A 25,542-nucleotide genomic window follows, 5' to 3' on the forward strand; every position below is an offset into this window, starting at 1 on the left:
TTATCCTCACGCCCTGTTTAAAGCCGGAAATCAAATAGTTACCGATCAAAGGCGCTTAATCATGGCTATCCCGTTTATCGATCTCGGCATTCAGCGTCAACGCATCGGAGCTGCGATCGAAGCCTCCGTCCTCAAGGTCATCAACCACGGCGCCTATATCATGGGCCCTGAGGTTAAAACCTTCGAAGCCGACATGAACGTGTTCGCCCAATCGAAGCACTGCCTGTCGTGCGCCAACGGCACTGACGCCATCGAATTGATCCTGCTAGGTCTGGGTGTCGGCAAGGGCGATGCTGTTTTCGTCCCGGCCTTTACCTTTGTCGCCACGGCCGAGGTCGTCCCGATGACGGGCGCTGAGCCCGTCTTTGTCGATATCGAGCCCGATACCTATAATATCGACGTCGCCAAGCTCGATGCCGCCATTGCAGCCGTGGCCAAGGAAGGCCGGCTGAAGCCCGCCGCTATTATCGCCGTCGATCTGTTCGGCCAGCCCGCCGACTATCCCGCCCTGTCAGCTATCGCGAAGAAGCACGGCTTGCCGCTGATCTCGGACGCAGCCCAGGGCTTCGGCGGCACGATCGATGGCAAACAGTCGCTGGAATGGTGCATTGCAACCGCGACCAGCTTCTATCCCGCCAAGCCCCTTGGCTGCTATGGCGACGGCGGCGCGGTCGTCACCAATGACGACGCCCTGATGGAGCGCATGGTGTCGTTCCGCGTCCACGGCGGCGCGACGGCGACCGACATGGCTGAACACAAATTCGACCACGAGGCGAAGTACCTCAATGTCCGCGTCGGCATGAATTCGCGCCTCGACACCATCCAGGCGGCGGTGCTGATCGAAAAGCTGCGTATCTTCGGCGAAGAAATCACGCTGCGTCAAAAGGTTGCCGCGCGCTACAACGCGCTTCTGGCGGGCCGGGTGACCAGTGTTCCAGTCGTCAGGGACGGCTTTGTCTCGACCTGGGCGCAGTACACGATCGAGCACGAAAATCGCGATGCGCTTCAGGTCCATCTGCGCAATGCCGGCGTACCAACAGCGGTCTATTACCCGATCCCACTGCATCAGCAGCCGGGCTATGCCGCGTTCACGGCGGGCCCGCGCGACCTGGGCGTGTCGGAAGCGAAAGCAAAAGCCGTCATCAGCCTGCCGTTCAGCCCATATCTCGACGAGGCGACGCAGGACCAGATTATTGCGGCTGTAACCGCATTCGGTGGGTAATCTTGCCCCAATAGTCGGCGGGGTGCGCAATTTTTGACCTTCGGGGCAACTATTTTTGCCGCCAATTGAGAAAATTTCTCAAAAATTGTCGGGCGGTGGGAAAAATTTCACTTTGACTCCGCCGAGAGTCTTGCTATGGACTGAAAAAATAACGTCACATTTCGCACCTGCACACTGACTGAGACTTCGGTGTGCTTGATGCTGTGGCTTTAGAGCATGCTTCGAAAAAGTGGACACCGGTTTTTCGGACCAAGCATGCGACCACTAAAAATATGCGGCTAGGGATATCGGCGACAGATGACAGTAGCTTCGGCAGTAGCTTCGGTAAGCGCGCAGGCGGCGGTGGCACCGGCCGCGACGGCCACGACTGTGCCGCAACTGCTGGCGCACCAAAAGGTCCTGGAGCTGAGCGCCGGTGACGCCGGCTGGATGATCGTTGCCACCTGTCTGGTCCTGTTCATGACCCTGCCGGGCCTGGCCCTGTTCTACGGCGGCATGGTCCGCAAAAAGAACCTGCTGTCGACCCTGGCGCAGTCGGTCGCTGTGACCGCCGTCGTTACCATCCTGTGGATACTGGTCGGCTATTCGCTGGCCTTTGGTGTCGCGCCAGGCAGCGCCAACCAGTTTATCGGCAGTCTCGACGCCGTCCTGCTCAAGGGCGTGACGACCTCGACGGCCTATTCGGCCGCGCCCCATCTGCCGGAATTCCTGTGGATCGCGTATCAGATGACGTTCGCCATCATCACGCCCGCCCTGATCGCCGGCTCGATCGCCGAACGCATGAAGTTTTCGGCCTTTGTGCTGTTTACCGCCCTGTGGTCACTGCTGGTCTATGCGCCGGTCTGTCACTGGGTGTGGGGCGGTGGCTTCCTGGGCGCCATGGGCGTCCTCGACTTCGCCGGCGGTGCCGTCGTTCACGTCAATTCGGGTGTTGCAGGCCTGGTCTGCGCCCTGGTTCTCAAGCCGCGCCGCGGTTTCGGCCGCGACAACATGGCGCCGCATAATCTGGGCTACACCATGATCGGCGCTTCGATGCTGCTGGTCGGCTGGATCGGCTTCAACGCCGGCTCGGAATGGGCGGCGGATGGTCTGGCCTCGGTTGCCATGCTGAACACCATCGTAGCCTCTATGACTGGCATTATCGGCTGGATCGTGCCGGAGTGGATCGAGCGCAAGCAGCCGACCCTGCTTGGCATGCTGTCGGGCCTGGTCGCCGGCCTGGTCGCCATTACCCCGGCCGCCGGCTTTGTCGGCCCGGGCGGCGCCATGCTGATCGGCCTGATCACCGGCCCGATCTGCTACGTCGCCTCGACCTACATCAAGAACATGTTCAAGTACGACGACAGCCTCGACGCTTTCGGCGTGCACGGCGTGGGCGGTTTCACCGGCGCCCTGCTGACGGCTGTCTTCGTCGACAAGACAATCAATACATCCGACGCTGCCGCCAACGCCACAATCTTCAAACAGTTCATTGGACTGGTGGTGGTGATCGGCTGGAGCGCGGTTCTCACCTTCCTCATTCTCATGGTCTGCAAATACACAACAGGCCTGCGCGTGACAGAGGAAGAGGAAATCGAAGGCCTCGACATGTCGCAACACGGGGAGACCCTGCACTAGAAAAGCAGGGTTCAAAGGCCGGAAAAATGGCTCCCCCTCGATGCGACGAAAGTCCGCCGAGGGGGTTTGCATGTCATGAACCCGAATTTTGACCTCACATTTGGCAAGGTCTTTACCATCAAAGTCTGACTCACCGGGTCATTCCGTGGTAAAAGCCTCACCTGCCAGACAATAGAATTGGTATCTTTTGATATCGGAACGGCATTTTTGCCAACAGACCGGAAAAACCGGCAGGGCACGAAGGCAAGACTACGGAATTCACTTTCCCAGGCGTGGCTTTTCCGCTTTTGGAACGCGCGTGGATAGCGCCGGGACTTCACCCGGAAGTAAAGTAAGAAGGCAGTTGGCCATGACCGGCGAAACGAACCGCTTTGTGATCGAGAAGAAGAAGACGCCGCAGAAGACGGATGCGAAGACACGCATCACGAATTTCAACGAGATCTATGCCGACTTCAAGACAACAGAAGCCTCGCACCAGTCGTCGCGCTGCGCCCAGTGTGGCGTGCCCTTCTGTCAGCACGGCTGCCCGTTGCAGAACAACATCCCTGACTGGCTGCGCCTGACGGCGGAAGGCCGGATCGAAGAGGCCTACCTGATCTCGTCGGCGACTTCGACCCTGCCGGAAATCTGCGGCCGCATCTGCCCGCAGGACCGCCTGTGCGAAGGCTCATGCGTTCTGGAACAGTCGGGCTGGGAAAACGTCACCATCGGCAGCGTCGAGCGCTATATCAACGACATGGCCTTCGAGAACGGCTGGATAGAGCCTATTCAGCCGGATGTCGAACGCAGCCAGTCGATCGGCATCATAGGTTCGGGCCCCGCCGGCATCGCCGCCGCCGACCGCCTGCGTACGCTCGGCTATAAGGTCACCATCTACGATCGCTACGACCGCGCCGGCGGCTTGCTGACCTACGGCATTCCGTCGTTCAAGCTGGAAAAGCACGTTGTCGCCCGCCGCACCGACCGCCTGGCGGAGTCTGGCGTCGAATTCGTCATGAACTGCGACATCGGCAATGATGTCACCTTCGAAGAGCTGCGCGCCAAGCACGACGCCATCCTGGTCGCTACCGGCGTCTACAAGGCGCGCTCGCTTAGCGTGCCGGGCTGTGGGTCGCGTGGCGTCGTCCAGGCACTCGACTACCTGATCACCGCCAATAAGGTCGGCTTCGGCGACGAGATCGCCGACTTCACCTCCGGCCGTCTCAACGCCAAGGGCAAGACCGTCGTCGTCATCGGCGGCGGCGACACCGCCATGGACTGCGTGCGCACAGCGACGCGCCAGGGCGCCAAGGCCGTCTCCTGCGTCTATCGCCGCGACCGCGCCAACATGCCGGGCTCTGACCGCGAAGTCTCGAACGCCGAAGAAGAAGGTGTCCGTTTCGAATGGCTGTCGGCCCCCAAGGCCGTGCTCGGCGATGCCGATAAGGTTGAAGGCCTGAAGGTTCAGCGCATGCGCCTGACGACGCCAGACGCGCAGGGCCGCCAGGGCATCGAAGACATCCACGGCGCCGAAAACGACCTGCCGGCCGACCTGATCATCGAGGCGCTCGGCTTCGAGCCGGAAAACCTGCCGGTCATGTTCAATGAGCCAGGCCTGGAAGTGACCCGCTGGGGCACGCTCCGCGTCATGACGGGCGAGTTCCAGACCATGGTGCCGGGCGTGTTCGCCGCCGGCGACATTGTCCGCGGCGCTTCGCTCGTCGTCTGGGCCGTTCGTGAAGGCCAGGACGCCGCTGCCGACATCCACCACTATCTGAAGACCCAGTTGCTTGCTGCCGCCAACGACGGCGATGCCCAGCTCGCGGGAGTTGCCGAATAATGACCCAAGTCACTGAAAAGTTCGATTCCTATAAGCACTATCTCTCGCAGCGTCAGGCCCTGATCGACGGCAATGCCTACGATCCGGCCATGGAACGCGATGCCTGCGGCGTCGGCGTGGTCTGTTCGATCGACGGCACGCCGCGTCGTGACGTCGTCGAGCTGGCCGTCAAGGCGCTCAAGGCCCTGTTCCACCGCGGGGCTGTCGACGCCGACGGCAAGTCGGGTGACGGCGCCGGCATCATGATCAATGTGCCACAGGACTTCTTCCGCGAGCAGGTCCGCAATATCGGTCACAACCCGCGCCCGGGTCCCGTCCTGGTCGGCCAGGTCTTCCTTCCGCGTTCGGATATCGGTGCCCAGGAATCCGCGCGCACGATCGTCGAATCGGAAATCCTGCGTTCGGGCTTCTACCTCTATGGTTGGCGCCAGCCGCCGGTCGACGTGTCGCAACTGGGCCAGCGCGCCTCGGCGACGCGCCCGGAAATCGAACAGATCATGATGGCGGCGCCGGAAGGCCTGTCGGGCGAAGCGCTGGAACGCGCCATGTTCCTGTGCCGCCGCCGCATCGAAAAGCGCGTCGATGAAGCCAATCTCGACTGCTACATCTGTTCGTTCTCGGCCAAGACCCTGATCTACAAGGGCATGTTCCGCGCAGAACTGGTCGACGACTTCTATCTCGACCTGAAGGACCCGCGCATCGTCTCCAGCGTCGCGATCTTCCACCAGCGTTTCTCGACCAACACCTTCCCCGAATGGCGTCTGGCACAGCCCTTCCGCATGCTGGCGCACAACGGTGAAATCAACACGCTGCGCGGCAATGTCAACTGGATGAAGTCGCACGAAATCCGCATGGCGGCCGCGACGTTCGGCGACAATGACCGCGATGTGAAGCCGGTCATCCAGCCACGCGGTTCGGACTCCGCCGGCCTCGACAACGTCTATGAACTGCTGGTTCGCGCCGGTCGTTCGGCGCCGATGGCCAAGGCCCTGCTGATCCCGGAAGCCGTCGCCCAGAACACGACAGTGTCCGACGCCCATAAGGCGCTCTACGCCTACTGCAATGCCGTTATGGAGCCGTGGGACGGTCCGGCCGCCATTTGCGCGACCGACGGCCGCTGGGTCGTGGCCGGCAAGGACCGCAACGGCCTGCGCCCGCTGCGCGTCGCCGAAACCAATGACGGCCTGCTGATCGTCGGCTCTGAAGCCGGCATGACCGGCGTCTCGGAAGACCGCATCGCGCGTCGCATCCACATCGCGCCGGGCCGCATGATCGCGGTCGACCTCGAGGAAGGCCGCCTCTACCAGGAAAACGAAGTCATAGATGCCCTGTCGTCGAAGAACGATTACAAGGCTTGGCTGGAAAACATCATCGAGCTGGAACCGCTGATCGCACCGGGTCCTGAGCCGCGCGTCCTGCACGGCGAAGAGCTGGCGCGCCGCCAGATCGCCGCCGGCTTCACGCTCGAAGACCTCGACACCGTGCTCGATGCCATGGTCAAGGACGGCAAGGAAGCCATCGGCTCGATGGGCGACGACACGCCTCTGGCCGTGCTGTCGGAGCAGTGGCGCCCGCTGGCGCATTACTTCCGCCAGAACTTCGCCCAGGTCACCAACCCGCCGATCGACCCGTTGCGCGAAGCCTCGGGCATGAGCCTGCGCACGCGCTTCAAGAACCTCGGCAACATCCTGGCCGAAGACGAAGCGCAGACCAATGTCTTCGTGCTCGAATCGCCCTTCCTGACGACGCTAATGTACGAGCGGATGATCCGCTTCGACAGCGCCGGCAAAGTCGCGACTTTGGATGCCACCTTCGCCATTCCGCAAGACGGCGACGTCGCCGGCAACGGCCTGCGCGATGCGCTGGAACGCCTGCGTGACGAAGCCGTCGCCGCCGCCGAAGACGGTTCATCGATGATCGTCCTGACCGACGAACAGCTGGGCACCGACAAGATCGGCGTGCCAATGATCCTGGCCGCCGCCGCGGTCCATTCGCGCCTGGTCGCGAAGGGCCTGCGTTCGTTCGTCTCGATCGTCGTGCGTTCCTCCGAAGCCATGGACCCGCACGCCTTTGCGGTGCTGGTCGGCGTCGGCGCCACGGCCATCAACCCGTACCTGTCGCTGGAACTGCTGCAGGAACGCCTGGCCCAGGGCCGCTATCCAGGCCTGGACGAGCACAAGGCCTTCCTGAACTACAAGAAGGCCATCGAAGCCGGTCTGATGAAGATCCTGGCCAAGAAGGGCATTTCGGTCATCTCGTCCTACCGCGGCGGCTATGAATTCGAAGCGCTGGGCCTGTCGCGCGCCCTGGTCGCCGAATACTTTCCGGGCGTCACCTCGCGCATTTCCGGCATTGGTCTGTCGGGAATAGAGCAGAAGCTGTCGGAACTGCACGCTAAGGCGTTTGCGTCTAAGCGTCCGGTCCCGCACATCGGCGGTTTCTACAAGCTGCGTGCTGCCGGCGAGACCCACTATTATCAGCCCAAACTGATCCACCTGCTGCAGGACGCGACGACGCGCGACGACTACGACACCTTCAAGACCTATTCGGGTCTGGTCGCCAAGATGTCGAAGACCGCGCCGACCTCGCCGCGCGACCTGCTGGCGATCCAGCCCAAGCAACCGGGCATCGCCATCGAGGAAGTCGAAAGCGTCAACGAGATCCGCAAGCGTTTCGTCACGCCGGGCATGTCGCTGGGCGCGCTCAGCCCCGAAGCCCACGAGACGCTGAACATCGCCATGAACCGCATCGGCGCCCGTTCGGTGTCGGGCGAGGGCGGCGAGGACCCCGAACGCTATCAGCGCCGTCCGAACGGTGACAACCCGAACTCGGCCATCAAGCAGATCGCTTCGGGCCGCTTTGGCGTCACCGCGGAATACCTGAACCAGTGCCAGGAAATCGAGATCAAGGTCGCACAGGGCGCCAAGCCCGGCGAAGGCGGTCAGCTTCCGGGCTTCAAGGTCACGGAATTCATCGCCCGCATGCGTCACTCGACGCCGGGCGTCGGCCTGATCAGCCCGCCGCCGCACCACGACATCTACTCGATCGAAGACCTGGCGCAGCTCATCTACGACCTGAAGCAGATCAACCCGACCGCCCGCGTCACCGTCAAGCTGGTGTCGCAGTCGGGCATCGGCGCGGTTGCCGCAGGTGTTGCCAAGGCCAAGGCCGATGCCATCCTGGTGTCGGGTCAGGTCGGCGGTACCGGCGCGTCTCCGCTGTCGTCGATCAAGTTCGCCGGCTTGCCGTTCGAACTGGGCCTGTCGGAAGCCCACCAGGTGCTGACGCTCAACAACCTGCGCGGCCAGATCCGTCTGCGCGCGGACGGCGGTATGCGTACCGGCCGCGACATCGTCGTGGCGGCCCTGCTGGGTGCCGAAGAGTTCGGCATCGGCACGGCCTCGCTGGTCGCCATCGGCTGTCTGATGGTTCGCCAGTGCCAGTCGAACACCTGCCCGGTCGGGGTATGCGTCCAGGACGAGCGCCTGCGCGCCAAGTTCACCGGCACGCCGGAAAAGGTCATCAATCTCTTCACCTTCATCGCCACCGAAGTGCGTGAAATCCTGGCTTCGCTGGGCCTGCGCACGCTTCAGGAAGCGGTCGGCCGCACCGATCTGCTGCAGCAGATTTCGCGCGGTGGCATCCACCTCGACGATCTCGACCTCAACCCGCTGCTGGTCAAGGTCGAGATGGACGAGAACGCCATTATCACCCCGCCGACCGAACGCAATGCCGTGGCCGACACGTTGGACGCCAAGATCGTCCAGGATGCGGCCTACGTGCTTCAGCGCAAGGAAAAGATGACCCTGACCTATGATGTCCGCAACACCATGCGCGCCATCGGTACGCGGACGTCGTCGCATCTGGTGCGTCAGTTCGGCAGCACGCTGGACGAAGGTCACCTGACGCTGGAACTGCGCGGTTCGGCCGGCCAGTCGCTGGGCGCATTTGCCGTCAAGGGCCTGACGATCAACCTGATCGGCGAAGCCAACGACTATGTCGGCAAGGGCCTGTCGGGTGCCACCATCATCGTCCGTCCGAAGGTCTGGCACGAAGGCCAGGCTTTGGCCGGCAACACTATCCTGTACGGTGCGACCTCGGGCAAGCTGTTCGTTGCCGGGTCAGTCGGTGAGCGTTTCGGCGTCCGTAACTCGGGCGCCACGACCGTCATCGAAGGCGTCGGCGCCCACGGTTGTGAGTACATGACCGGCGGCAAGGTGGTCATCCTGGGTAAGGTCGGCCAGAACTTCGGCGCCGGCATGACCGGCGGTATCGCCTATGTCTATGATCCGGATGCGTGCCTGGCTTCGTGCGTCAACGGCGAGGGCATCACGCTTCGTCCAGTGCTTGATGGCAACGTCGCCGGCCTGAAGGCGCTGATCGGCGAGCACTATGAGAAGACCCTGTCGCCCAAGGCCAAGACCCTGCTGGACGACTGGGACAACAGCCTGAAGGCCTTTGTTGAAATCATGCCAAACGAGATATTGGCGATCCAGCAAAAGCAGGCCAAGATCGCCTAGCCGCCCGCCTTGATGAGCTGCAAACCGCAGTCTTGCTGCGATACGATGCTCACGTACTCAAGTACGCTTCGCTTCGTGTCTCGCAAGCCCACGATTTTCGCCACATCATGACGAACAGCGTTAAGATTAAGCGGCTCTTCGGGGCCGCTTTTTACTATGGCCAAAAGCGTGATCGACACGTGACCGGAACCGTATTGCTATCGCGGTTACGCCGCGCCATGATCGCGGCGGAGGTGTGCGATGGGCCTGCCGCTCAGCCAGGATTTGATCTACGAAGCGATTCTCGATGACGAGGCGTTCGCCGAACTGCCGCAGGCCCTGGCCAGTGCCGCCGGCGGCCGGTCGGCGCTGCTGCAGTGGCGTCATGCCCACGGCGGCGCGGAGGTTCTGGCGCACAGCCGCTACTTCACTGACGACATTATGCAGGCCTATGCCGATCATTTTGCCGGTGATGATCTCTGGATGAATTCCGGACTGGCCTCAGGCATCCGCAATCAGGCTGTTTCCATGAACACGCTGGTGGCGGATGACGTCTTCGCCCGCAGCGTCATCTACAATGAACTTATCCGGCCCATGGATGACGACACTTTCCGTTGCATGGGCATTATCTTTGATTCGCCTTTTGGGATGGGTGCCCTGGGTATTCAGCGCGGCCGGCATCACGACGTGTTCGACACGGAGGCGGTGGCCCGCATCAACCAGTACAGTCCCGCGCTCAGGCGGATGATGGCGGTGCGTGGTGAGCTGATGTCGGCGCGAACCGACCGGCATGCCGCGCGCAGCAGCTTTGACAGCATGGAGCTGGCGATCCTGCAGGTTGACGAGGCCGGCAAGGTGCTGGACGGCAATGCCCAGGCCGACGAGTTGCTGCGCGGTCAAATGGGCCTGCGTCAGGTGCGGGGCCATTTGCGCGCCGGTGGCGGAGACGCCGAGGTCCTGAAGCGCGCCATTGCGCGGGCGACGGATTCCACCACTCCGGAGGCATCCCTGCTGTCGGTCGGCGAAGCCCCGCTGAGTGTCACCGTGTCGCCCCTGATGGTGCCGGGGGCAAAGCGGCGGGCCCTGGTCATGGTCAAACGGCCGTTCGGGCGTCAGCGCGACCTCGACCGGCACCTGATGCAGTTGTTCGGCCTGTCGCAGGCCGAGGCGCAAATCAGTATCAGCTTGGCGGAAGGGTTGAGCCCGGCAGACATAGCGGAGCAGCGTCAGGTGGCCGAAGGTACCGTGCGGGTGCAGGTCAAGACGATCATGGCCAAGCTGGGGTGCCGGCGGCAGACGCAAATTGCCGCCGCGGTTCTGTCATTGCCGCCATTGCGGCTGTCCTAGAGCCACGGGCCTCGCGATAAGCAAAAAAGGCGGCCCCGGGAGAGACCGCCTTTTTCTTTCTTCCCGCCGCGTTGAAAACGCGCGGTCGGAACCAGGAAGCTCAATCCGTAAACGGTTGCATGAGGGCCGTCATATCCCAAATGGGATAGGTGGCGTACTTTTTCACTCCAGCCGAACCTTCCGTGCCCGATAATTCAGTGTCACGCGGTAGTCCTTGAGAAACATCGCGCCCAAGGCGGCCTGGGATTTCAATGGAGAAGTACCGAACGCCCCGTAGACAGTCGAAGGATTATACCGCCGGATAGATCCGACAGTGACGTCGGGTGCTTTACCGACCTTCACGGTTTGGGCACCGGCATAGCCGTAGCTGGTGCGCGGTTTAGCGGCTTCGGCATAGGCCTGCAGGCCGGCTGCTCGGATGCCGGCGGGCGTAACCAGCAGTTCATACATGCCGCCGCTGTCGATCAGAGCGGTCATGCGCCGGCCGGCGATTGTCACCGGCACGGTCGGGATGTTGAAGTCCTCACCCATGGCCAGGTCGCAGCCGCAGGGTTCGAGGCGCGTGGTGAACCAGACGCGGTCTTGCGGATAGTCGATGACCACGATCCTGCCTGCCAGGAAGCTGTGGCCCAGCACACCGGCCAACGGCCTGCCGTCCGGCCCGGTCATCCCATCCAGCCGGCTGGCGGCGAAGTCGATGCGGCGCGTAGCTTCGCCCGCGGTGACTTCCGCCTTTGTATTGAAGAACTCGACCGGCTTGTGGCCGATACCCGTGCCCCAGCCTGCCGCCTTGTCGAGCCTGAGGCCCAGGTTGCGGGCATAGTCGAGGCTTATGGCTGATGGCGAGGTGCCGTTGTCGAGGTTCATCCATACTGGTTCGGCGCCGTTGATCGAGATCCTGAGATAGACCAGGCCGTCATGAAAGGCGGCGGGCAGTTCCACCTCGGCGGCCTTGGCAGGACTTATCAGAAAAAGGGAAAGGAGGAGGGCGGCAAGGGCGTGTTTCATGCCGAGAGGCTAAGCGGCCGGGATGCAAGGGAACAATAGGGAGGTTACATCGGCAGTGCAGTCCAGTGATCGCATCCTTATCGCACGACGTACATGGTCAGGATCATCATAACTGGAGTGATTTCCGATGAAGCCGCGCGATTTTGCCATTCCTGTCGCCCTGTTGTCCATTGCCGCAGTGGCGGTTGGGGCCAACATCGCCACCGCCATGCCGGTTGGCAATACGTCCGTCCCACAGCCTGCCAAGCCGGTCGAGCTTAAGTCGTATCTCGGCAAGTGGTACGAACTGGGCCGCTACGAAAACCGCTTCGAGAAGGGCTGCGACGGCGTCACCGCCGAATACAGCCTGGCCGACGACGGACAGGTCACTATCCTCAACACCTGCGGCCAGCGCAATGGCAGGCCGGGTAAATCATCCGAGGGCAAGGCCAGGATCGTGCCCGACAGCAATAACGCCAAGCTGAAGGTGTCCTTCTTCGGCCCCTTCTATTTGGGCGACTACTGGGTGCTGGATCACGCCGACGACTATACGTGGTCGATTGTCGGCGAGCCGTCGGGCAAGTATCTGTGGATTTTGAGCCGCAACGCCCATCCGTCGCAAGGCTTCCGCGATGAGTTGGTCAAGCGGGTTGCGGAACTTGGCTACGACACCAAGCTGATCCGCGAGACGAAACACTGACAGAATTCTGACGGCATCCCCTTCCGTCAGCCTCGCTTATGCTCGCTGCCGCCTTCCCCGGTTGCGCGGGTTTGGCGACAGCGAAAGTATAGCTTTCGCAAGCCATGGGCATTTGCGGAGCAAATGACGAAAGGGGATTTTTTAAATCCCGTCGCCGCCATAGATCGGGTTGTGGATGCCGCATTCGACCTTTTCGGTCCCGGCCCAGCGGCCAGCGCGGGCGTCCTGGCCCTTTTCCACCGGCTTGGTGCAGGTGAAGCAGCCGATCGACGGAAAGCCCTGGTCGACCAGCGGGTGGGCCGGCAGGTCGTGCGCAGCGAAATAGGCGTCGAGATCGGCCTGGCCCCACTTGGCCAGCGGATTGACCTTGAAGTGACGGCCATCCCATTCGACGATGGGCAGGTTTGTGCGCGTCTTCGACTGGTGACGCTTGCGGCCGGAAATCCAGGCGCCGTAGCTCTCCATGACCTTGTTCAGCGGCCGGACCTTGCGCAGCTCGCAGCACTGGTCGGGATGGGTCCGCCACAGCGTGTTTTTGCCATCTTCCTCGACGGCTTCTTTTTCATCCGCCTTGAGGTTGATGATGTTGGTCAGGCCCAGGCGCCCAGCCAGTTCATCGCGGTATTGCAGGGTCTGGAAAAAGTGCCGGTCGGTGTCGAGGAACAGCACCGGCAGGTTGGAATCGATCTCCGACACCATGTGCAGAAGCACGGCCGAGTCGGCGCCGAACGACGACGACAGGGTGATGTCGCCGAAGAACTGGTTACGGATGGCGTCGCGCAGGATCTCCTGCGGCGTCATGTCTTCATAGCGTGCGCTCAGTTCAGCGGCGCGCTGGCCGTTTTCCGACCTTTGCAGGTCGCGGGCAATGTCGATCAGGACCGTCATGGTCTTGCGTCCTTTAAGCGCGTTTCATGCGCCTTGATTAAACCCCGGCGTGGCGCAGAGCCCAGGCCGGACGGGCGGAATCGGCCGCCCCCTGATAGGTCGTTGAAAAGCGTTTGGCCGCCGACGTAATGGCCTCGGCCGGGTCCTTGTCCTTGACCAGGAATTCGTCGAAACCACATCGCAGCATGTAGAAGAGCTGGTCGCGCAGCACGTCGCCGACAGCGCGCAGAACCTGGGTATAGCCCAGGTCTTCGCGCAGGATGCGGGCGGTCGAATAACCACGGCCGTCGCGGAAGCCCGGGAAGGCGACCTCGATCAGGGTCAGCTTCTCAATGAAAGGCTCCAGCAGGCGGACGTCGTCGCCCGGATTTATGCGGACGCCATAGTGTCCGTTCAGTCCGTCGAGTTCACGCAATGCACGGTCGAAGCCGAGCACGACGGGGCCGTCGACACCATGGGTTTCGTCGTCGGCCAGCAGGCGCCAGCCATTGGGGATGACGTCGCCGGCGTTGGTGACCAGCTGCGGATCGTAGGTCGAATTAGCCTTAGGCGTGCTCATGAAGGGCCCCTGCGAAGGCGTCGCGGCCAACGCGTTCCAAAGTGTCAATAAAGCGCTCGGTTTCGTTCAAACGCAGGTCAAGGTACAGGCGCACGACGCGCTCGATGGCGGCGGGCACGGCTTCGGCAGGCATGCCCTTGCCGGTGATCTGACCCAAAGCCGCCTTCTCATCGGCGCGGCCGCCCAGCAGGATCTGGTAGAATTCGATGCCCTGCTTGTCGACACCCAGAATGCCGATATGACCGACATGGTGGTGGCCACAGGCGTTGATGCAACCCGAAATCTTGATCTGCAGATCGCCGATCTGGTCGGTCAGCCTGGCATCTTCGAAACGCTGCGAAATGTCCTGGGCCAGCGGGATCGAACGCGCATTGGCCAGCGAGCAGTAGTCGAGGCCGGGGCAGGCGATCATGTCGGTGATCTTGCCGACATTGGCGGTGCCAAGACCGGCGGCGTCGAGCTTTTCATAGAGCGCGTAGAGGTCGTTCTTCGCGACGTGCGGCAGGATGATGTTCTGCTCGTGGCTGACGCGCAGTTCGGCGTAACCATAGGCATCTGCGACATCGGCCATGACGTCCATCTGGGCCGACGAGGCATCGCCTGGCGGCAGGGCCACCGGCTTCAGCGAGATCGTCACCGAGACGTGGTTGTCGCGCTTGTGCGGGTTGGTGTTGTTCTTCACCCAGCGGGCAAAGCCGGCATCGGCCGTCTTGGCGCGCTCAAAGGCCGCGCTGTCGAAGCCGTCGACAAAGGCCGGATCGGGGAAGAAGCTCTGGATGCGGCTGATCTCGGCAGCCGGAGCATCGACTTTTGCCTTGTCGAGACGCGCCCATTCCTCTTCGACCTGACGGCCGTACTCTGCGGCGCCGAGCGCAGAGACGAGGATCTTGATCCGCGCCTTGTAGATATTGTCGCGACGGCCATAGCGGTTGTAGACGCGCAGGCAGGCTTCGAGATAGCTCAGCAGTTGTTCCGGGGCCAAACCGCTCTTGATCAGTGGCGCGACGTAGGGCGTGCGGCCCATGCCACCGCCGACATAGACGTCGAAGCCCGACGGCTTCAGGTGCAGGCCGATATCATGGACGCGGATGGCGGCGCGGTCCTTGGTGGCGCCAGTGATGGCGATCTTGAACTTGCGCGGCAGGAAGGTGAATTCCGGGTGGTTGGACGACCACTGGCGGATGACTTCGGCCCACGGGCGCGGGTCGGCGATTTCGTCGCGGGCAGCGCCGGCGAACTGATCGGTCGTGGTGTTGCGGATGCAGTTGCCCGAGGTCTGCAGGGCGTGCATCTCGACCTCGGCCAGTTCTTCCAGGATCTTCGGCGCGTCGGGCAGTTTGATCCAGTTGAACTGCAGGTTCTGGCGCGTGGTGAAGTGGCCGAAATCGCGGTCATAGGTGCGCGCGATATGGGCGAACTTGCGCATCTGCTTCGACGACAGCACGCCGTAGGGCACGGCGATACGCAGCATGTAGGCGTGCAGTTGCAGGTACAGGCCGTTCATCAGGCGCAGCGGCTTGAACTGGTCTTCGGTGATTTCACCGGCCAGACGGCGGGCGACCTGGCCGGCGAATTCCGCGTTACGCTCACGGACGAAGGCGTGGTCGAAAGCGTCGTACTGGTACATAGTTGGCGTGGTCATGCCTTAGTCCTCAAAGATGGCGGCGCGGCCATGTTCTTTAGCCACTGCATCGGTCGTCTGACCGATGGTCGGGCCGTTAGCGCGGACGAATTCGCGCACGTGTTCGCGTTGCACCGGATTGCCGGTATCGGTCAGCGGGATCAGATAGGGCGCGACGACTTCGGTCTCGCGCAGCTTCCATGCGATCAGCAGAGTGTCGGCGTCGTCATCAGACAGTTTTGCAGCCTGGGCGGCGTCCTCGACCCAGTCCGAGCCGGAATACCAGAGCGTCAGGCCGTCGGTCAGACGGTTGGCGGTGAGCAGTTTCATGGGTTTACCTGTTGGGCGGTCTCTATGAGGCCGGCGACTTCGGGAGCGTAGAGCGAGGCGACCTCGCCGATGATCAGCAGGGCCGGACCCTGGGGTGGAGTGGCCGCTATAACGGCTTCGAGCGTGTCGAGGTCGGCGAGGGTGCGGCGTTCATCGGCGCGCGTGCCGTTCTCGATGATCAGCACCGGCGTCTCGGGCATGCGGCCGTGGTGCATCAGCTTGCCGGCGATCTCGCTGGCGGTGGCAACGCCCATATAGATGACCAGAGTGTGGTGCGGGGCCGACAGGGCTGACCAGTCGAGCTGAAGCGGATTGCTGTGATCGCCGTCCTTGAGATGGCCGGTGACGAAGGTGACGCTCTGGGCATGGTCGCGGTGGGTCAGCGGCACGCCGGCCGAAGCCGCGCAGCCCAGCGCCGCGGTAATGCCCGGCGTAACATGGACGTCGATGCCCGCCTGGCGCAGGGCTTCGACCTCTTCACCGCCGCGGCCAAAGACGAAAGGATCGCCGCCTTTCAGGCGCACGACGCGCTTGCCGAGGCGGGCCTGTTCGACCAGAAGATCATGAATCTCCTCCTGCGGAACCGAGTGGTTCGAGCGTGCCTTGCCGACGTAGAAGCGTTCGGAATCGCGGCGGGCCAGGTCCATGATCTGGGCGCCGACCAGGCGGTCATATACGATGACATCGGCCTCGGAGAGCAGGCGCAGCGCCTTCAGTGTCAGCAGTTCCGGATCGCCGGGACCGGCGCCGACGAGGTGGACGACGCCTGCACGTTCGATCTTATATTGGGTGGCTTTGACAGCTTCGACGGCCTCGGCAATGCGGCCTTCGCGCGCCAGTTCGGCGGCGGGCGATTGCAGCACGTCTTCCCAGAAGCGGCGGCGGTCATCGACATTGCCGATGGCTTCGCGCAGCAGCGGACTGATGGCCAGGGCAAATTCGGCGATGTGCGTGTCGGACGGCGGCACGGCAGCTTCGATCTTGCGGCGGGTTTCGCGCGCCAAGACGGGCGCGGTGCCGCCGGTGGCAACGCCGATGCTCAACGGGCCGCGATCGATGATCGCCGGGAAATGGAAGTCGCTGAGATCAGGATAGTCGACGACGTTGAGTGGCGCGCGGGCGGTGCGCGCCAGCGCCGCGCCTTGTTCAGCCAGGGCGCGGTCCTCAAACGCGACGACGATCAGGGCGGCATCGCTCAGTTCGGCGGCCTCGGGCCAGCGAGTATGGACCGTGGCTTCAGCTTCGACCTGGGTAGGCTCGATGGGAGTGAAGACGCTCAGTTGCGCCGGCGTGCGGGCAAAAAGATTGAGCTTACGCGTCAGCCACGCGCCTTCGCCGATCAGGACGACCTGACGGTTTTCCAGTGGCCATGACAAGGGGAGGGCTAACATCGCTTATACTCGTACTTCGACAGTCCTGAATGTAAGGTTTCAGAACCGCGAAATAAAGCGATGGTTTGTGGTTGGAAGCTTTAGGGCGACTAACGCGATTTTGTCAGGCCGACCGCGCCGCGTTCCACGTGCCGAACGGCCGGATAGGCAGGGTGTCGGCGTCCGAGACGTGGCTGAACGAATGGGTCAGGCGCTGGCGATTGAAATGCGGGGCGTGAACGCCAGGTACATCGACCGTCAGGCCGTCGCGCGAAGCAAAAGCCAGGAGGCTGGAATGCGGCCGGCACAAGGCGCAACTGCAATCCGTGCCATCTATGAAGTCGGCATCGATTTCGAAGGCGATATTGTTGCCGTGGTAAAACTGTTCATGACGCATGATTCTGGCTCCTGCCCGGACTGTCTGAGGCTAGGAGGGCGGAAATAAGGAAACAATGCGCGCAAACCTTGGCGAACGCAGTTTTGTAGACCGGTGGTGTCGGCTAGTGTTTGGCGCCGTCCCATTTGCGAATCTTCAGGCCGTCGAGATCAAGGTCAGGCAAGCAGCGCAGGTTGATGGCGCGCGTGGCTGTGCCGTCGGGGCGACTTCCTTCTGAAAACGGCGCGACGCCGCAGGTGCCGCAAAAATGGTGCTGAAGCTTGTGCGAATTGAAGGTGTAGGTCTTGAGGTCCGATTCCGGCGTCTTCAACGTAAAGGCCGGAGCGCCAACAAAGGCCAGCAGGCTGCCGCGCCTCCGGCACAATGAACAGTTGCAGTCGATGGCGGTGTCAAAATCACCCTCGACCTCAAAGGCGATCTTGCCGCAATGGCAGCTTCCCTGATGCAACATGGCGCTTTCTTCCTTTTGTTCCGCCGAGACAAGCCGCCGCATGGGCGGGGTCTGATCGGCATGTTATGGTCCGGATATGACGTCAGAACACGCATTGGCCGCAAGGGAAAAGATCCGCCGTGACGCGGCCGCGATCGGCGTAGACGAAGCCTTTATTGACCGGCTGGTCGAAGAGTTCTACGCCCGGGTGCGTACGCACGAACGGCTGGGGCCGGTGTTCAATGGCGCGGTCGAGGACTGGCCGGATCATCTGGCGAAACTGAAATCGTTCTGGGCGTCGGTGGCGCTGCACTCCGGCGGCTATTCCGGCCGGCCGATGCAGGCACATATGCGCGTGTCATCGATCGAGCCGGCACATTTCGGCGAGTGGCTTTACTTGTTCGAGCAGACCCTGCGCGACATTGCGCCGAATGAGGCCGCCGTCGAATACTTCATGGTTCGCGCCCAGCGGATTGGCGAGAGCCTGAAGCTGGGCTTGTTCTTCAAGCCTTGAAGCCTTCTTTTTCGGCCTTTTTGCGGATGTGTTCGATCAGGTGGCGTGCCGGATGTGCGCCTGGACGGTTCAGGTGTACGAATTCCGTGTCATTTGTATTGCAATAAATGACCAGCCGGATCCCATCGTGGATCGTGTAGCGTTCCGCCATGTCCATCCATTCGGCACCCATGATTGCGGTTAATATATTGTACATCCAGGGCAGGACGTGCCGCGGATCCGTCTTTCCGGTCTTGAGAATTTCCGCGTATATTTTGGAATAGATTTTTTCGACCTTGGGAAATTCGGCGTCCGGGAATGTGATGCGATCAAGCGTGCAGTCGTTGAGAAAGGAAACGCCTATGTCTCCTTCCTGCCCAAGACAGAACTGGACATTGCGGAGCTTCGACGTGTTGAACGAGGCCATCATGTGCATTCTGGAAAAGTCGATATCCGTGAACTCACATTGGCTCACGCTCCATCGGCAGAGGATATCACCCTCAAAGCTGCAGTTTCTCATCTGGCAGGCGTGCATGCTCCAGCTCGCAAAGCTGGAAGCCTGAGTGAAGGTGAGGCCTTCGAAAATGCAGTTTCTGAACGCCAGATTATCGAAACTGAATCCGTGAAAATGGGCGTCCTTCAGGTGCAGGTTTTCTGCCTTCCCGCCATTTTGCCCAAGGTATTTTTCCAAGACGATCTGCAAGCCGTGTTCAGGCTTGGCGTCCTTGACCTCAGCGGAAAAAACGATGTTTCCACTGGTGTCGCGAAGATGATGCATCTGTGTCTCCCCCGAAATTTGCACCTTTATTGTATAAGAGAACTCGTAAATACCTACCGTTGACGCATAATGCCGGTGGCGGCGTGGATGGCGATCGCCATAGCCACCATTGTCGCCATTGCGTTGATTGGTGCGGTGTGGCCGTTTTGATCTAAAGTAACGAGGTGTGGGGTCCGCGACCCCACAAAACCTTTCAGAACAAAAAAAGGCCTGCCCCTCAATAGGGCAGGCCTTTTCTTTGTTTTTAAAGACTTGGGGCCTCAGGCCCCAAACCCGACAATTATTTTACGCCGAGCTTCTTCTGCAGGTCGCTCGACGACGTCGTGTACTGGAAACGCAGCTTGCGGTCCGGGTGGACGTAGCGGTGCGCCTGCTGCGCCATCAGGGCTGCTTCGTGGAAGCCCGACAGGATCAGCTTCAGCTTGCCGGGATAGTGGTTGATGTCACCGATGGCGAAGATGCCAGGCGTCGAAGTTTCGAACTTTTCCGTATCCACCGGGATCAGATTTTCGTGCAGGTTCAGGCCGAACTCCGCCACCGGACCCAGCTTCATCGTCAGGCCGAAGAAGGGCAAGAAGGCATCGGCCTCGAGATGCGATTCATTGCCGTCAGCGTCTTCGATCAGCACCGACTCGAGGAAGTGGCCGGTTTCGCCCTTCAAAGCCGTGGCCTGCGAGATAACCAGGTCCATCTTGCCGTCGGCAACCAGCTGGCGCATCTGGGCGACGCTATGCGGCGCGGCGCGGAAGTCGTCGCGGCGGTGGATCAGGGTAACGCGTTCGGCGATCGGCTGCAGGTTCAGCGTCCAGTCGAGCGCGGAGTCGCCGCCGCCCGAAATGACGATCTTCTTGCCGCGGAAGGTTTCCATCTTGCGCACGGCATAGTGGACGCCCTTGCCCGGCCCGATGTTTTCAAAGCCTTCGATGCCTGGGATCGGGGGCTTTTTCGGCTGGAAGGAACCGCCGCCGGCAGCGATGATGATCGCCTTGGCGCGCACGACCGTCTTCTGGTCGGTGGTGACTTCCCACAGGCCGGCGTCGTCTTCGCCCTCTTCGATCTTGCGCACGGCCACGGCCATTTCGCCGAGGTGATACTTGGCGCCGAAGGGATGAATCTGCTCCAGCAGGCGCTTGGTCAGGTCGTCGCCTGAGATGATCGGCCAGGCCGGAATGTCGTAGATGGGCTTTTCCGGATACAGCTCGGCGCACTGGCCGCCGACCTTGTCGAGAATGTCGATCAGGTGGGCCTTGATGTCGAGCAGGCCCAGTTCAAAGACGCTGAACAGGCCGACCGGTCCGGCGCCGATGACGACGACGTCCGTTGTCCAGGTCTGACCCGCTTCCAGCGCGTCGACTTGGTGCAGGGGGTTTACGTCGGTCATTATTTGTCTCCAGAAGCAGATAGATAGTTTTGTTAAACTGAAAAGCGCTATATTAGGGCGCTGAATTTAGCAGGGGTAGAGGCATGTCCAGGGATAGACTGCCGCCGCTGTCGGCGCTTCGCGTGTTCGAAGCGGCGGCGCGGCACGAAAGTTTCAAGCAGGCGGCCGAAGAGCTGTTCGTCACGCCGGGTGCGGTGTCGCAGCAGATCCGCCTTCTGGAAGAACATGTCGGTGTCGAACTGTTCGTCCGCGACGGCCGCCGCGTGGTCCTGAGCGATGCGGGCAAGGCGTCTGCCCTGATCCTGAAAGAAGCCTTCGAGAAGATGTTCGAGGCGACGCGCCTTATGAAGGCCGGCATCAGCAAGGGTCGTGTCACGGTCTCCGCTGCGCCCAGCTTCGCCGCCAAGTGGCTGATGCCGCGTCTCTACGAGTTTAGCGCCGCTAACGAAGACATCGACGTCTGGGTGAGCGCCGACATGCAACCCGTCGATTTCGCTGTCTCCGACATCGACCTGGCCGTGCGCTACGGCAATGGCCACTACAACGGGCTGCACGTCGAGCATCTGCTGGCCGAAGCCGTTGTGCCGGTGTGCTCGCCGCTTTTGTTCGAAGCCGCGCCGATGAAGAAGCCCGCCGACCTGGGCCACCATGTCCTGCTGCACGATGTCGGTTTCGAAGCCGACCCCAGCTGCCCGGACTGGGCCATGTGGCTGAAGGCGCATGGCGTCGAAGGCGTCGATGCGTCGCGCGGTCCGCGTTTCAACCAGTCGTCCATGGTGATCGAGGCCGCGGTTGCTGGTCGTGGCGTGGCCCTGGCCAAGCGCACGATTGCCGAGGCCGATCTCCAGGCCGGGCGATTGAAGGTGTTGTTCGACGAGGCCGATGCGCCCTTGAACTTTGGCTATTACCTGGTGTGGCCGCAGACGCGCGAACCCAGCCCGGCGCAGTTGCGCTTCATGGACTGGCTGCGCAGCGAAGCGAGAAACGCCGAGCCCGTTGCGGGTGGCGCAAAGGAACGCCCGGTCTTCGCGGCTCAGGATATCTAACCTTTTCTCCGCCCCACGAAGTGGGGAGGGGGACCGCAAGCGCAGCGCAGCGGTGGAGGGGTATACGCCGGCAGGAATTACCCCTCCGTCATCCGACGCTTGACGCGTCGGCTGCCACCTCCCCATCGCACGCGATAGGGAGGAGAGAAAGCGCTGATCCTGACGGCGAGACACGCTCACAATTACGCAGCAGCCCCCGTATCCGGGAACCACGGCGGGGTCGGCAGGCCTTTTTCTTTGAGGAAGGCCGGATTGAAGATCTTCGACGCATAGCGGTTGCCGTAGTCGCACAGCACGGTGACGATCGTCTTGCCCGGGCCCAGGTCCTTGGCCATCTTCATGGCGCCAACGACATTCAGCGCAGCCGAGGTGCCCAGACACAGGCCTTCCGTCTGGATCATGTCGTAGAGCACCGGCAACCACTCCTCGTCCGACACCTGATACGAACGGTCGACCTGAATGCCTTCGAGATTGGCGGTGATGCGGCCCTGGCCGATGCCTTCGGTGATCGAGGTGCCTTCGGATTTCAGTTCGCCGGTCGTGTAATAGCTGTAGAGCGCCGCGCCGAACGGATCCGCCAGGCCGATCTGGATGTCGGGGTTCTGGCTCTTCAGATACTGGCTCATACCGCCCAGCGTGCCGCCAGAACCAACGGAGCAGATAAAGGCGTCGAGCTTGCCGTCGAGCGCTTTCAAGACTTCCGGGCCGGTGCCGTCGATGTGCGCCTGGCGGTTGGCGACATTGTCGAACTGATTGGCCCACACGGCCCCCAGCTCCTGCGCCAGGGTGCCGGAATAGCGGACATAGTTGTTCGGATTGGCGTAGGGCACCGCGTCGACTTCGATCAGTTCGGCGCCAAGCTGGCGGATAGCGTCCTTCTTTTCCTGCGCCTGGGTGCGGGGAATGACGATGACGCACTTGTAGCCCAGGGCATTGGCGACCATGGCCAGTCCGATACCGGTATTGCCGGCCGTGCCTTCGACAATCGTCCCGCCGGGCTTGAGGCGGCCATTCTTTTCGTGGTCGCGGATGATCCAAAGCGCGGCCCGATCCTTGATCGACTGGCCGGGATTGAGGAACTCGGCCTTGCCGTAGATGTCGCAGCCGGTGGCGTCCGAGGCCGCCTTCAGGCGGATCAGCGGCGTGTTACCGATCAGGTCGACGACGGAGGTTACAGGTGCGGACATGGGATCAGGTCTCGAAAAAGGTCAGGCTAGCTAACAAATTGGCGCCGTTTGCCCAAGCGATGGATTCTAATCGCGCGATTTAGTCGTCCTGCCACGTTACGGCAATAGGGGGGGCGGCAAGAGGCAGTCGTATTTATGTTACCGGTTACAAAGGCATGGCCTTTTTATTTTTAAGACGGTTATTTCGGCCGGCGGCTGGGCAACATGGTTATGGAGTTGTTAATGGCCGTCCTAAGCTTTATAATATCCATTATCGCCGGATTGGCGGCGGGATGGGTCGTTTACTATATACTGGTGGGAGGGCTTCGCATGTCGGACAACGATAACAAAAACAAGATGGTGCAGGAGAGCGAGAGCCTGCTGGATCGCTTCGGCGTCATGTGCTTCCGTGTGGCCAATCGCTTTGTGATTTCGACGCTTGGCGGCGCACTCGTGAAGCTTGTACTCGGCAATCCAAAAACCCGTAAAGCCTGATTGACCTTGCGCGGACGGTAAGCCTCGCTCTATAGCAGGCGCCATTACGTTCCCATGGATGCAGGTCCGCGCCAAAATGGCTGTTTTCACTCCCGTTTCGCTGGACGATGCCAGGACCTACCTGCGTGATTACGATATCGGTGAGCTGATCCACCTCGAAGGCATCGAGGAAGGCGTTTCCAACACCAATTTCAAGGTCGAAACGACAACGGGCCTGTACGCCCTGACCCTGTTCGAAGCCGCGACGCCGTGGGACGACCTGCCGTGGTTCATGGACTATACGCTGTATCTCGACCGCAAGGGCTATCCGGCGCCGGGGCCTGCGTTGAAACGTGATGGCCAGTCCCTGGGTGAAATCAACGGCAAGCCGTGTGCCTTGATCAAATGGCTGCCGGGGCGGTGGCCGCGCAACCCCGACGTCCGTCACGCGGCCTCGGCCGGCGAATATCTGGCCAGGCTGCACCTGATCGGCGGCGACTTTCCGCAGGTTCGTGAAAACAGCATGGGGCCACAGGCCTGGCCCGGCCTGATCGAACGCTGCGTGCCGAAGGCTGCGACCTCGCCGCGCGCTACGCAGGTGCTCGAGGACTTCCGGCAGGAACTACAATGGTTGCGTGAGCGTTGGCCAGGTGATTTACCGGCTGGCGCTATCCACGCCGACTATTTTACCGACAATGTGCTGATGAGCGACGACGGCGAAGTCACAGGCGTCATCGACTACTACTACGCCTGCACGGATTTTTACGCCTACGATCTGGCGGTGTCGCTCAATGCTTGGGGGTTCACGCCGGGCGGGCAGCCGTTGCCGGAGATGATCAGCGCCTTCGCCAATGCCTATAATGCGGTGCGGCCGCTGTCCGAGGCGGAGATCGCGGCCCTGCCGCTGTTCGCGCGCGGCTCGGCGGTGCGTTTTACCCTGACGCGGCTCTATGACCTGCTCAACCACGATCCGTCATGGGTGGTGAAGCCAAAGGACCCGGAAGCCTTTTATCGCCGGCTGGACTATCACCGCGCAATCAAGAGCGGCCACGATTACTTCAAAGCGTAGGCTGGCGGATCGTAGCGGCCGTGCCAGACGCGCACGGCGCTGGCATTGTCCTGCTTCTGCAAGTCGTTGAGTTGGCTTTGCAGCTTCGCCTGAAGGTCCAATTGATCCGCAATATCGGCCTCGCCGCGATTGTCTAAGCCGAGTTGCAGCCAGTAGTCGGCCTGGGCTTGATCCCCGCTCGCCATCAGAACCTTCGCCAGTTCCAACTGATAGGCCGATACGGCGCGAGCATTGTCGTCGCCGGTCAAGCGATGGCCGTTATTGTTGGCGGCCCGTCTCAGCCAGTCGAGCCCTGCATCTGCGTCCTGTGCTGTGCCGCGACCATTCAGCAGCGCCTGGCCGACGGCAGCTTGCGCTTCGACATCGCCTGAGGCGGCAGCGCGGCTATACCATTGGAACGCCTGGCCGGCCGTGTTGACCGCGCCCAGCCGGTCGTCAGCATAGAGCCTGGCCAGTTGCACCTGCGCGTCGCGGTCGCCGGCTTCGGCGCGGCTGCGGACGCTGTCGGCGGCGCGGGTGTAGTAGATGACCGCCATGCCGCGGCGCTGGTCACCCAACTCGCCGGCTTCGTAGTGCCGGGCGGTGATGAGCTGGTGGTAGTATTCACCGTCGTCGGCCACGGCCTGAAACCATTTTTCGGCGTTTTGGATATCCGGCCTGACGCCTTCGCCTGTCAGGTAGCGATAGGCGACGGCTTCGGCGGCGCGGGCGTCACCGTCTTCGGCCGCCTTCAGGTCTTCGAGATAGGCTGCGCGCCATTCGGCGATGTCGGCGCCGTAACCAGCCGTGTTGAGTGCGGCGATTTCACCGTCGAACCGGGTGTCGTCGCTGTTGGCGTCCTTGACGCGCAAGGCCCAGCGCAGGCGCTCAACGCCGGTCGCGGGCGGTGTATAGGCCTGGGGTGTATCGCAGCAGGTGTTCAGCTCGTAGATGGCGTTGCCGCTGCCCATCAGGGCGGCCTTTTGCAGAAGGCTCATGCCGCCATTCCAGTCGGCGGCGACACCCAGTTCGCCGTCTCTCCGGACTATACCCATCAGATAGGTGGCTTCGGCGTCGCCATGTGCCACCGCCTTGTTAAGCCACGGTACGGCGGCCTTGTCGTCGCGGTTGTAGAGCCAAATGCCGAGTTCTGAGGTTGCGGTGTCATCGCCAGCATTGGCGCGGTCCAGCAGGTTTTCGGGCGCAGCGTCTGCCATAGCCGCAGACGCCGTCAGCCACAGTCCGGCCAGAAGGGCCGCGCGCATAGGTCCGGTTATGGTGTGCAATGTTAAGCCCCGCCCCCGCCGTTAACCATTGGAAACTGACACGGATAGGGGGCAGAGTCCAGATAGTGAGATGCGGCTTTCGCG

Annotated in this window: 22 protein-coding genes; 10 read left to right on the forward strand and 12 right to left on the reverse strand. The window is 61.9% G+C overall.

The window, feature by feature from the left end; all coding sequences use genetic code 11:
- The first annotated feature begins 61 nt into the window (after nucleotides 1–61).
- The 5 genes from AC1DON_RS09080 (at nucleotide 62) to AC1DON_RS09100 (ending at nucleotide 10,504) form a co-directional block, all read left to right on the forward strand.
- Nucleotides 62–1,222 (forward strand): DegT/DnrJ/EryC1/StrS family aminotransferase, encoded by a 1,161-nt coding sequence (locus AC1DON_RS09080; protein WP_476934468.1) that lies wholly within the window; start codon nucleotides 62–64, stop codon nucleotides 1,220–1,222.
- 297 nt (nucleotides 1,223–1,519) lie between these two features.
- On the forward strand, nucleotides 1,520–2,839 hold the full coding sequence (locus tag AC1DON_RS09085; protein ID WP_476934469.1) for an ammonium transporter: 1,320 nt from the start codon (nucleotides 1,520–1,522) through the stop codon (nucleotides 2,837–2,839).
- Nucleotides 2,840–3,188: 349 nt separating this feature from the next.
- Nucleotides 3,189–4,658 carry an NAD(P)-dependent oxidoreductase gene (locus AC1DON_RS09090; RefSeq protein WP_476934470.1) on the forward strand — a complete coding sequence of 490 codons (1,470 nt, stop codon included), beginning with the start codon at nucleotides 3,189–3,191 and terminating at the stop codon, nucleotides 4,656–4,658.
- Complete coding sequence (gltB, locus tag AC1DON_RS09095) at nucleotides 4,658–9,178, forward strand: glutamate synthase large subunit (protein ID WP_476934471.1); 4,521 nt, start codon at nucleotides 4,658–4,660, stop codon at nucleotides 9,176–9,178. The genes AC1DON_RS09090 and gltB overlap by 1 nt, the downstream gene beginning before the upstream one ends.
- A gap of 240 nt (nucleotides 9,179–9,418) precedes the next feature.
- The gene (locus tag AC1DON_RS09100; protein ID WP_476934472.1) at nucleotides 9,419–10,504 is read left to right on the forward strand and encodes a helix-turn-helix transcriptional regulator; all 1,086 of its coding nucleotides are present in this window, start codon (nucleotides 9,419–9,421) and stop codon (nucleotides 10,502–10,504) included.
- 162 nt (nucleotides 10,505–10,666) lie between these two features.
- Here AC1DON_RS09100 and AC1DON_RS09105 read toward each other — a convergent pair whose 3' ends face one another.
- Entirely contained in the window at nucleotides 10,667–11,446 is a 780-nt protein-coding gene (locus AC1DON_RS09105; RefSeq protein ID WP_476934473.1) for an aspartyl protease family protein, read from the reverse strand.
- A 193-nt stretch (nucleotides 11,447–11,639) separates the two neighbouring features.
- Here AC1DON_RS09105 and AC1DON_RS09110 point away from each other — a divergent pair, with 193 nt between their 5' ends.
- Complete coding sequence (locus tag AC1DON_RS09110; protein ID WP_476934474.1) at nucleotides 11,640–12,191, forward strand: lipocalin family protein; 552 nt, start codon at nucleotides 11,640–11,642, stop codon at nucleotides 12,189–12,191.
- 141 nt (nucleotides 12,192–12,332) lie between these two features.
- Here AC1DON_RS09110 and AC1DON_RS09115 read toward each other — a convergent pair whose 3' ends face one another.
- From AC1DON_RS09115 to AC1DON_RS09145, 7 genes are all read right to left on the reverse strand, one after another.
- Nucleotides 12,333–13,079: a phosphoadenylyl-sulfate reductase gene (locus tag AC1DON_RS09115; RefSeq protein WP_476934475.1), complete on the reverse strand. Its 747-nt coding sequence runs from the start codon at nucleotides 13,077–13,079 to the stop codon at nucleotides 12,333–12,335.
- A 37-nt stretch (nucleotides 13,080–13,116) separates the two neighbouring features.
- Nucleotides 13,117–13,638, reverse strand: a complete 522-nt coding sequence (locus tag AC1DON_RS09120; RefSeq protein WP_476934476.1) for a DUF934 domain-containing protein — start codon at nucleotides 13,636–13,638, stop codon at nucleotides 13,117–13,119.
- Nucleotides 13,625–15,265 (reverse strand): nitrite/sulfite reductase, encoded by a 1,641-nt coding sequence (locus AC1DON_RS09125; RefSeq protein ID WP_476934648.1) that lies wholly within the window; start codon nucleotides 15,263–15,265, stop codon nucleotides 13,625–13,627. Before AC1DON_RS09125 ends, AC1DON_RS09120 begins: the two co-directional genes overlap by 14 nt.
- Nucleotides 15,266–15,283: 18 nt before the next feature.
- Nucleotides 15,284–15,589 (reverse strand): DUF2849 domain-containing protein, encoded by a 306-nt coding sequence (locus AC1DON_RS09130; protein WP_476934477.1) that lies wholly within the window; start codon nucleotides 15,587–15,589, stop codon nucleotides 15,284–15,286.
- A complete protein-coding gene (gene cysG, locus AC1DON_RS09135; RefSeq protein WP_476934478.1) occupies nucleotides 15,586–16,980 on the reverse strand; it encodes a siroheme synthase CysG in 1,395 nt (464 codons plus the stop codon). Before cysG ends, AC1DON_RS09130 begins: the two co-directional genes overlap by 4 nt.
- A gap of 103 nt (nucleotides 16,981–17,083) precedes the next feature.
- Nucleotides 17,084–17,356: a hypothetical protein gene (locus tag AC1DON_RS09140; protein WP_476934479.1), complete on the reverse strand. Its 273-nt coding sequence runs from the start codon at nucleotides 17,354–17,356 to the stop codon at nucleotides 17,084–17,086.
- A 103-nt stretch (nucleotides 17,357–17,459) separates the two neighbouring features.
- A complete protein-coding gene (locus tag AC1DON_RS09145; RefSeq protein ID WP_476934480.1) occupies nucleotides 17,460–17,807 on the reverse strand; it encodes a GFA family protein in 348 nt (115 codons plus the stop codon).
- A 76-nt stretch (nucleotides 17,808–17,883) separates the two neighbouring features.
- On the opposite strand from AC1DON_RS09145, the gene AC1DON_RS09150 reads away from it, so the two are divergent.
- Nucleotides 17,884–18,300 (forward strand): group III truncated hemoglobin, encoded by a 417-nt coding sequence (locus tag AC1DON_RS09150; RefSeq protein WP_476934481.1) that lies wholly within the window; start codon nucleotides 17,884–17,886, stop codon nucleotides 18,298–18,300.
- Here the strand turns inward: AC1DON_RS09150 and AC1DON_RS09155 are convergent.
- Both AC1DON_RS09155 and AC1DON_RS09160 read right to left on the reverse strand, forming a co-directional pair.
- The gene (locus AC1DON_RS09155) at nucleotides 18,290–19,057 is read right to left on the reverse strand and encodes a hypothetical protein (RefSeq protein WP_476934482.1); all 768 of its coding nucleotides are present in this window, start codon (nucleotides 19,055–19,057) and stop codon (nucleotides 18,290–18,292) included. The genes AC1DON_RS09150 and AC1DON_RS09155 overlap by 11 nt on opposite strands.
- 280 nt (nucleotides 19,058–19,337) lie before the next feature.
- Complete coding sequence (locus tag AC1DON_RS09160) at nucleotides 19,338–20,438, reverse strand: NAD(P)/FAD-dependent oxidoreductase (protein WP_476934483.1); 1,101 nt, start codon at nucleotides 20,436–20,438, stop codon at nucleotides 19,338–19,340.
- Nucleotides 20,439–20,521: 83 nt separating this feature from the next.
- On the opposite strand from AC1DON_RS09160, the gene gcvA reads away from it, so the two are divergent.
- Entirely contained in the window at nucleotides 20,522–21,484 is a 963-nt protein-coding gene (gene gcvA, locus AC1DON_RS09165; RefSeq protein ID WP_476934484.1) for a transcriptional regulator GcvA, read from the forward strand.
- Between the two features lie 182 nt (nucleotides 21,485–21,666).
- Here gcvA and AC1DON_RS09170 read toward each other — a convergent pair whose 3' ends face one another.
- On the reverse strand, nucleotides 21,667–22,671 hold the full coding sequence (locus tag AC1DON_RS09170; RefSeq protein WP_476934485.1) for a cysteine synthase A: 1,005 nt from the start codon (nucleotides 22,669–22,671) through the stop codon (nucleotides 21,667–21,669).
- A gap of 309 nt (nucleotides 22,672–22,980) precedes the next feature.
- On the opposite strand from AC1DON_RS09170, the gene AC1DON_RS09175 reads away from it, so the two are divergent.
- Both AC1DON_RS09175 and thrB read left to right on the forward strand, forming a co-directional pair.
- The gene (locus AC1DON_RS09175) at nucleotides 22,981–23,145 is read left to right on the forward strand and encodes a hypothetical protein (RefSeq protein ID WP_476934486.1); all 165 of its coding nucleotides are present in this window, start codon (nucleotides 22,981–22,983) and stop codon (nucleotides 23,143–23,145) included.
- 76 nt (nucleotides 23,146–23,221) lie between these two features.
- Nucleotides 23,222–24,193 carry a homoserine kinase gene (thrB, locus tag AC1DON_RS09180; protein WP_476934487.1) on the forward strand — a complete coding sequence of 324 codons (972 nt, stop codon included), beginning with the start codon at nucleotides 23,222–23,224 and terminating at the stop codon, nucleotides 24,191–24,193.
- Here thrB and AC1DON_RS09185 read toward each other — a convergent pair.
- Nucleotides 24,178–25,437: a tetratricopeptide repeat protein gene (locus AC1DON_RS09185; RefSeq protein WP_476934488.1), complete on the reverse strand. Its 1,260-nt coding sequence runs from the start codon at nucleotides 25,435–25,437 to the stop codon at nucleotides 24,178–24,180. The two genes, thrB and AC1DON_RS09185, sit on opposite strands and share 16 nt — an antisense overlap.
- Nucleotides 25,438–25,542: the final 105 nt, after the last annotated feature.

This window comes from Asticcacaulis sp. P4_H10 (assembly GCF_056400965.1).

Coding starts and splice junctions, on each gene's coding strand:
- AC1DON_RS09155 (WP_476934482.1), bottom strand. CDS start 19,057: ATGCATCATCTTCGCGACACCAGTGGAAACATCGTTTTTTCCGCTGAG.
- AC1DON_RS09120 (WP_476934476.1), bottom strand. CDS start 13,638: ATGAGCACGCCTAAGGCTAATTCGACCTACGATCCGCAGCTGGTCACC.
- thrB (WP_476934487.1), top strand. CDS start 23,222: ATGGCTGTTTTCACTCCCGTTTCGCTGGACGATGCCAGGACCTACCTG.
- AC1DON_RS09085 (WP_476934469.1), top strand. CDS start 1,520: ATGACAGTAGCTTCGGCAGTAGCTTCGGTAAGCGCGCAGGCGGCGGTG.
- gcvA (WP_476934484.1), top strand. CDS start 20,522: ATGTCCAGGGATAGACTGCCGCCGCTGTCGGCGCTTCGCGTGTTCGAA.
- AC1DON_RS09100 (WP_476934472.1), top strand. CDS start 9,419: ATGGGCCTGCCGCTCAGCCAGGATTTGATCTACGAAGCGATTCTCGAT.
- cysG (WP_476934478.1), bottom strand. CDS start 16,980: ATGTTAGCCCTCCCCTTGTCATGGCCACTGGAAAACCGTCAGGTCGTC.
- AC1DON_RS09175 (WP_476934486.1), top strand. CDS start 22,981: ATGTCGGACAACGATAACAAAAACAAGATGGTGCAGGAGAGCGAGAGC.
- AC1DON_RS09150 (WP_476934481.1), top strand. CDS start 17,884: ATGACGTCAGAACACGCATTGGCCGCAAGGGAAAAGATCCGCCGTGAC.
- AC1DON_RS09110 (WP_476934474.1), top strand. CDS start 11,640: ATGAAGCCGCGCGATTTTGCCATTCCTGTCGCCCTGTTGTCCATTGCC.
- AC1DON_RS09185 (WP_476934488.1), bottom strand. CDS start 25,437: ATGCGCGCGGCCCTTCTGGCCGGACTGTGGCTGACGGCGTCTGCGGCT.
- AC1DON_RS09125 (WP_476934648.1), bottom strand. CDS start 15,265: ATGTACCAGTACGACGCTTTCGACCACGCCTTCGTCCGTGAGCGTAAC.
- AC1DON_RS09160 (WP_476934483.1), bottom strand. CDS start 20,438: ATGACCGACGTAAACCCCCTGCACCAAGTCGACGCGCTGGAAGCGGGT.
- AC1DON_RS09080 (WP_476934468.1), top strand. CDS start 62: ATGGCTATCCCGTTTATCGATCTCGGCATTCAGCGTCAACGCATCGGA.
- gltB (WP_476934471.1), top strand. CDS start 4,658: ATGACCCAAGTCACTGAAAAGTTCGATTCCTATAAGCACTATCTCTCG.
- AC1DON_RS09145 (WP_476934480.1), bottom strand. CDS start 17,807: ATGTTGCATCAGGGAAGCTGCCATTGCGGCAAGATCGCCTTTGAGGTC.
- AC1DON_RS09115 (WP_476934475.1), bottom strand. CDS start 13,079: ATGACGGTCCTGATCGACATTGCCCGCGACCTGCAAAGGTCGGAAAAC.
- AC1DON_RS09090 (WP_476934470.1), top strand. CDS start 3,189: ATGACCGGCGAAACGAACCGCTTTGTGATCGAGAAGAAGAAGACGCCG.
- AC1DON_RS09140 (WP_476934479.1), bottom strand. CDS start 17,356: ATGCGTCATGAACAGTTTTACCACGGCAACAATATCGCCTTCGAAATC.
- AC1DON_RS09130 (WP_476934477.1), bottom strand. CDS start 15,589: ATGAAACTGCTCACCGCCAACCGTCTGACCGACGGCCTGACGCTCTGG.
- AC1DON_RS09170 (WP_476934485.1), bottom strand. CDS start 22,671: ATGTCCGCACCTGTAACCTCCGTCGTCGACCTGATCGGTAACACGCCG.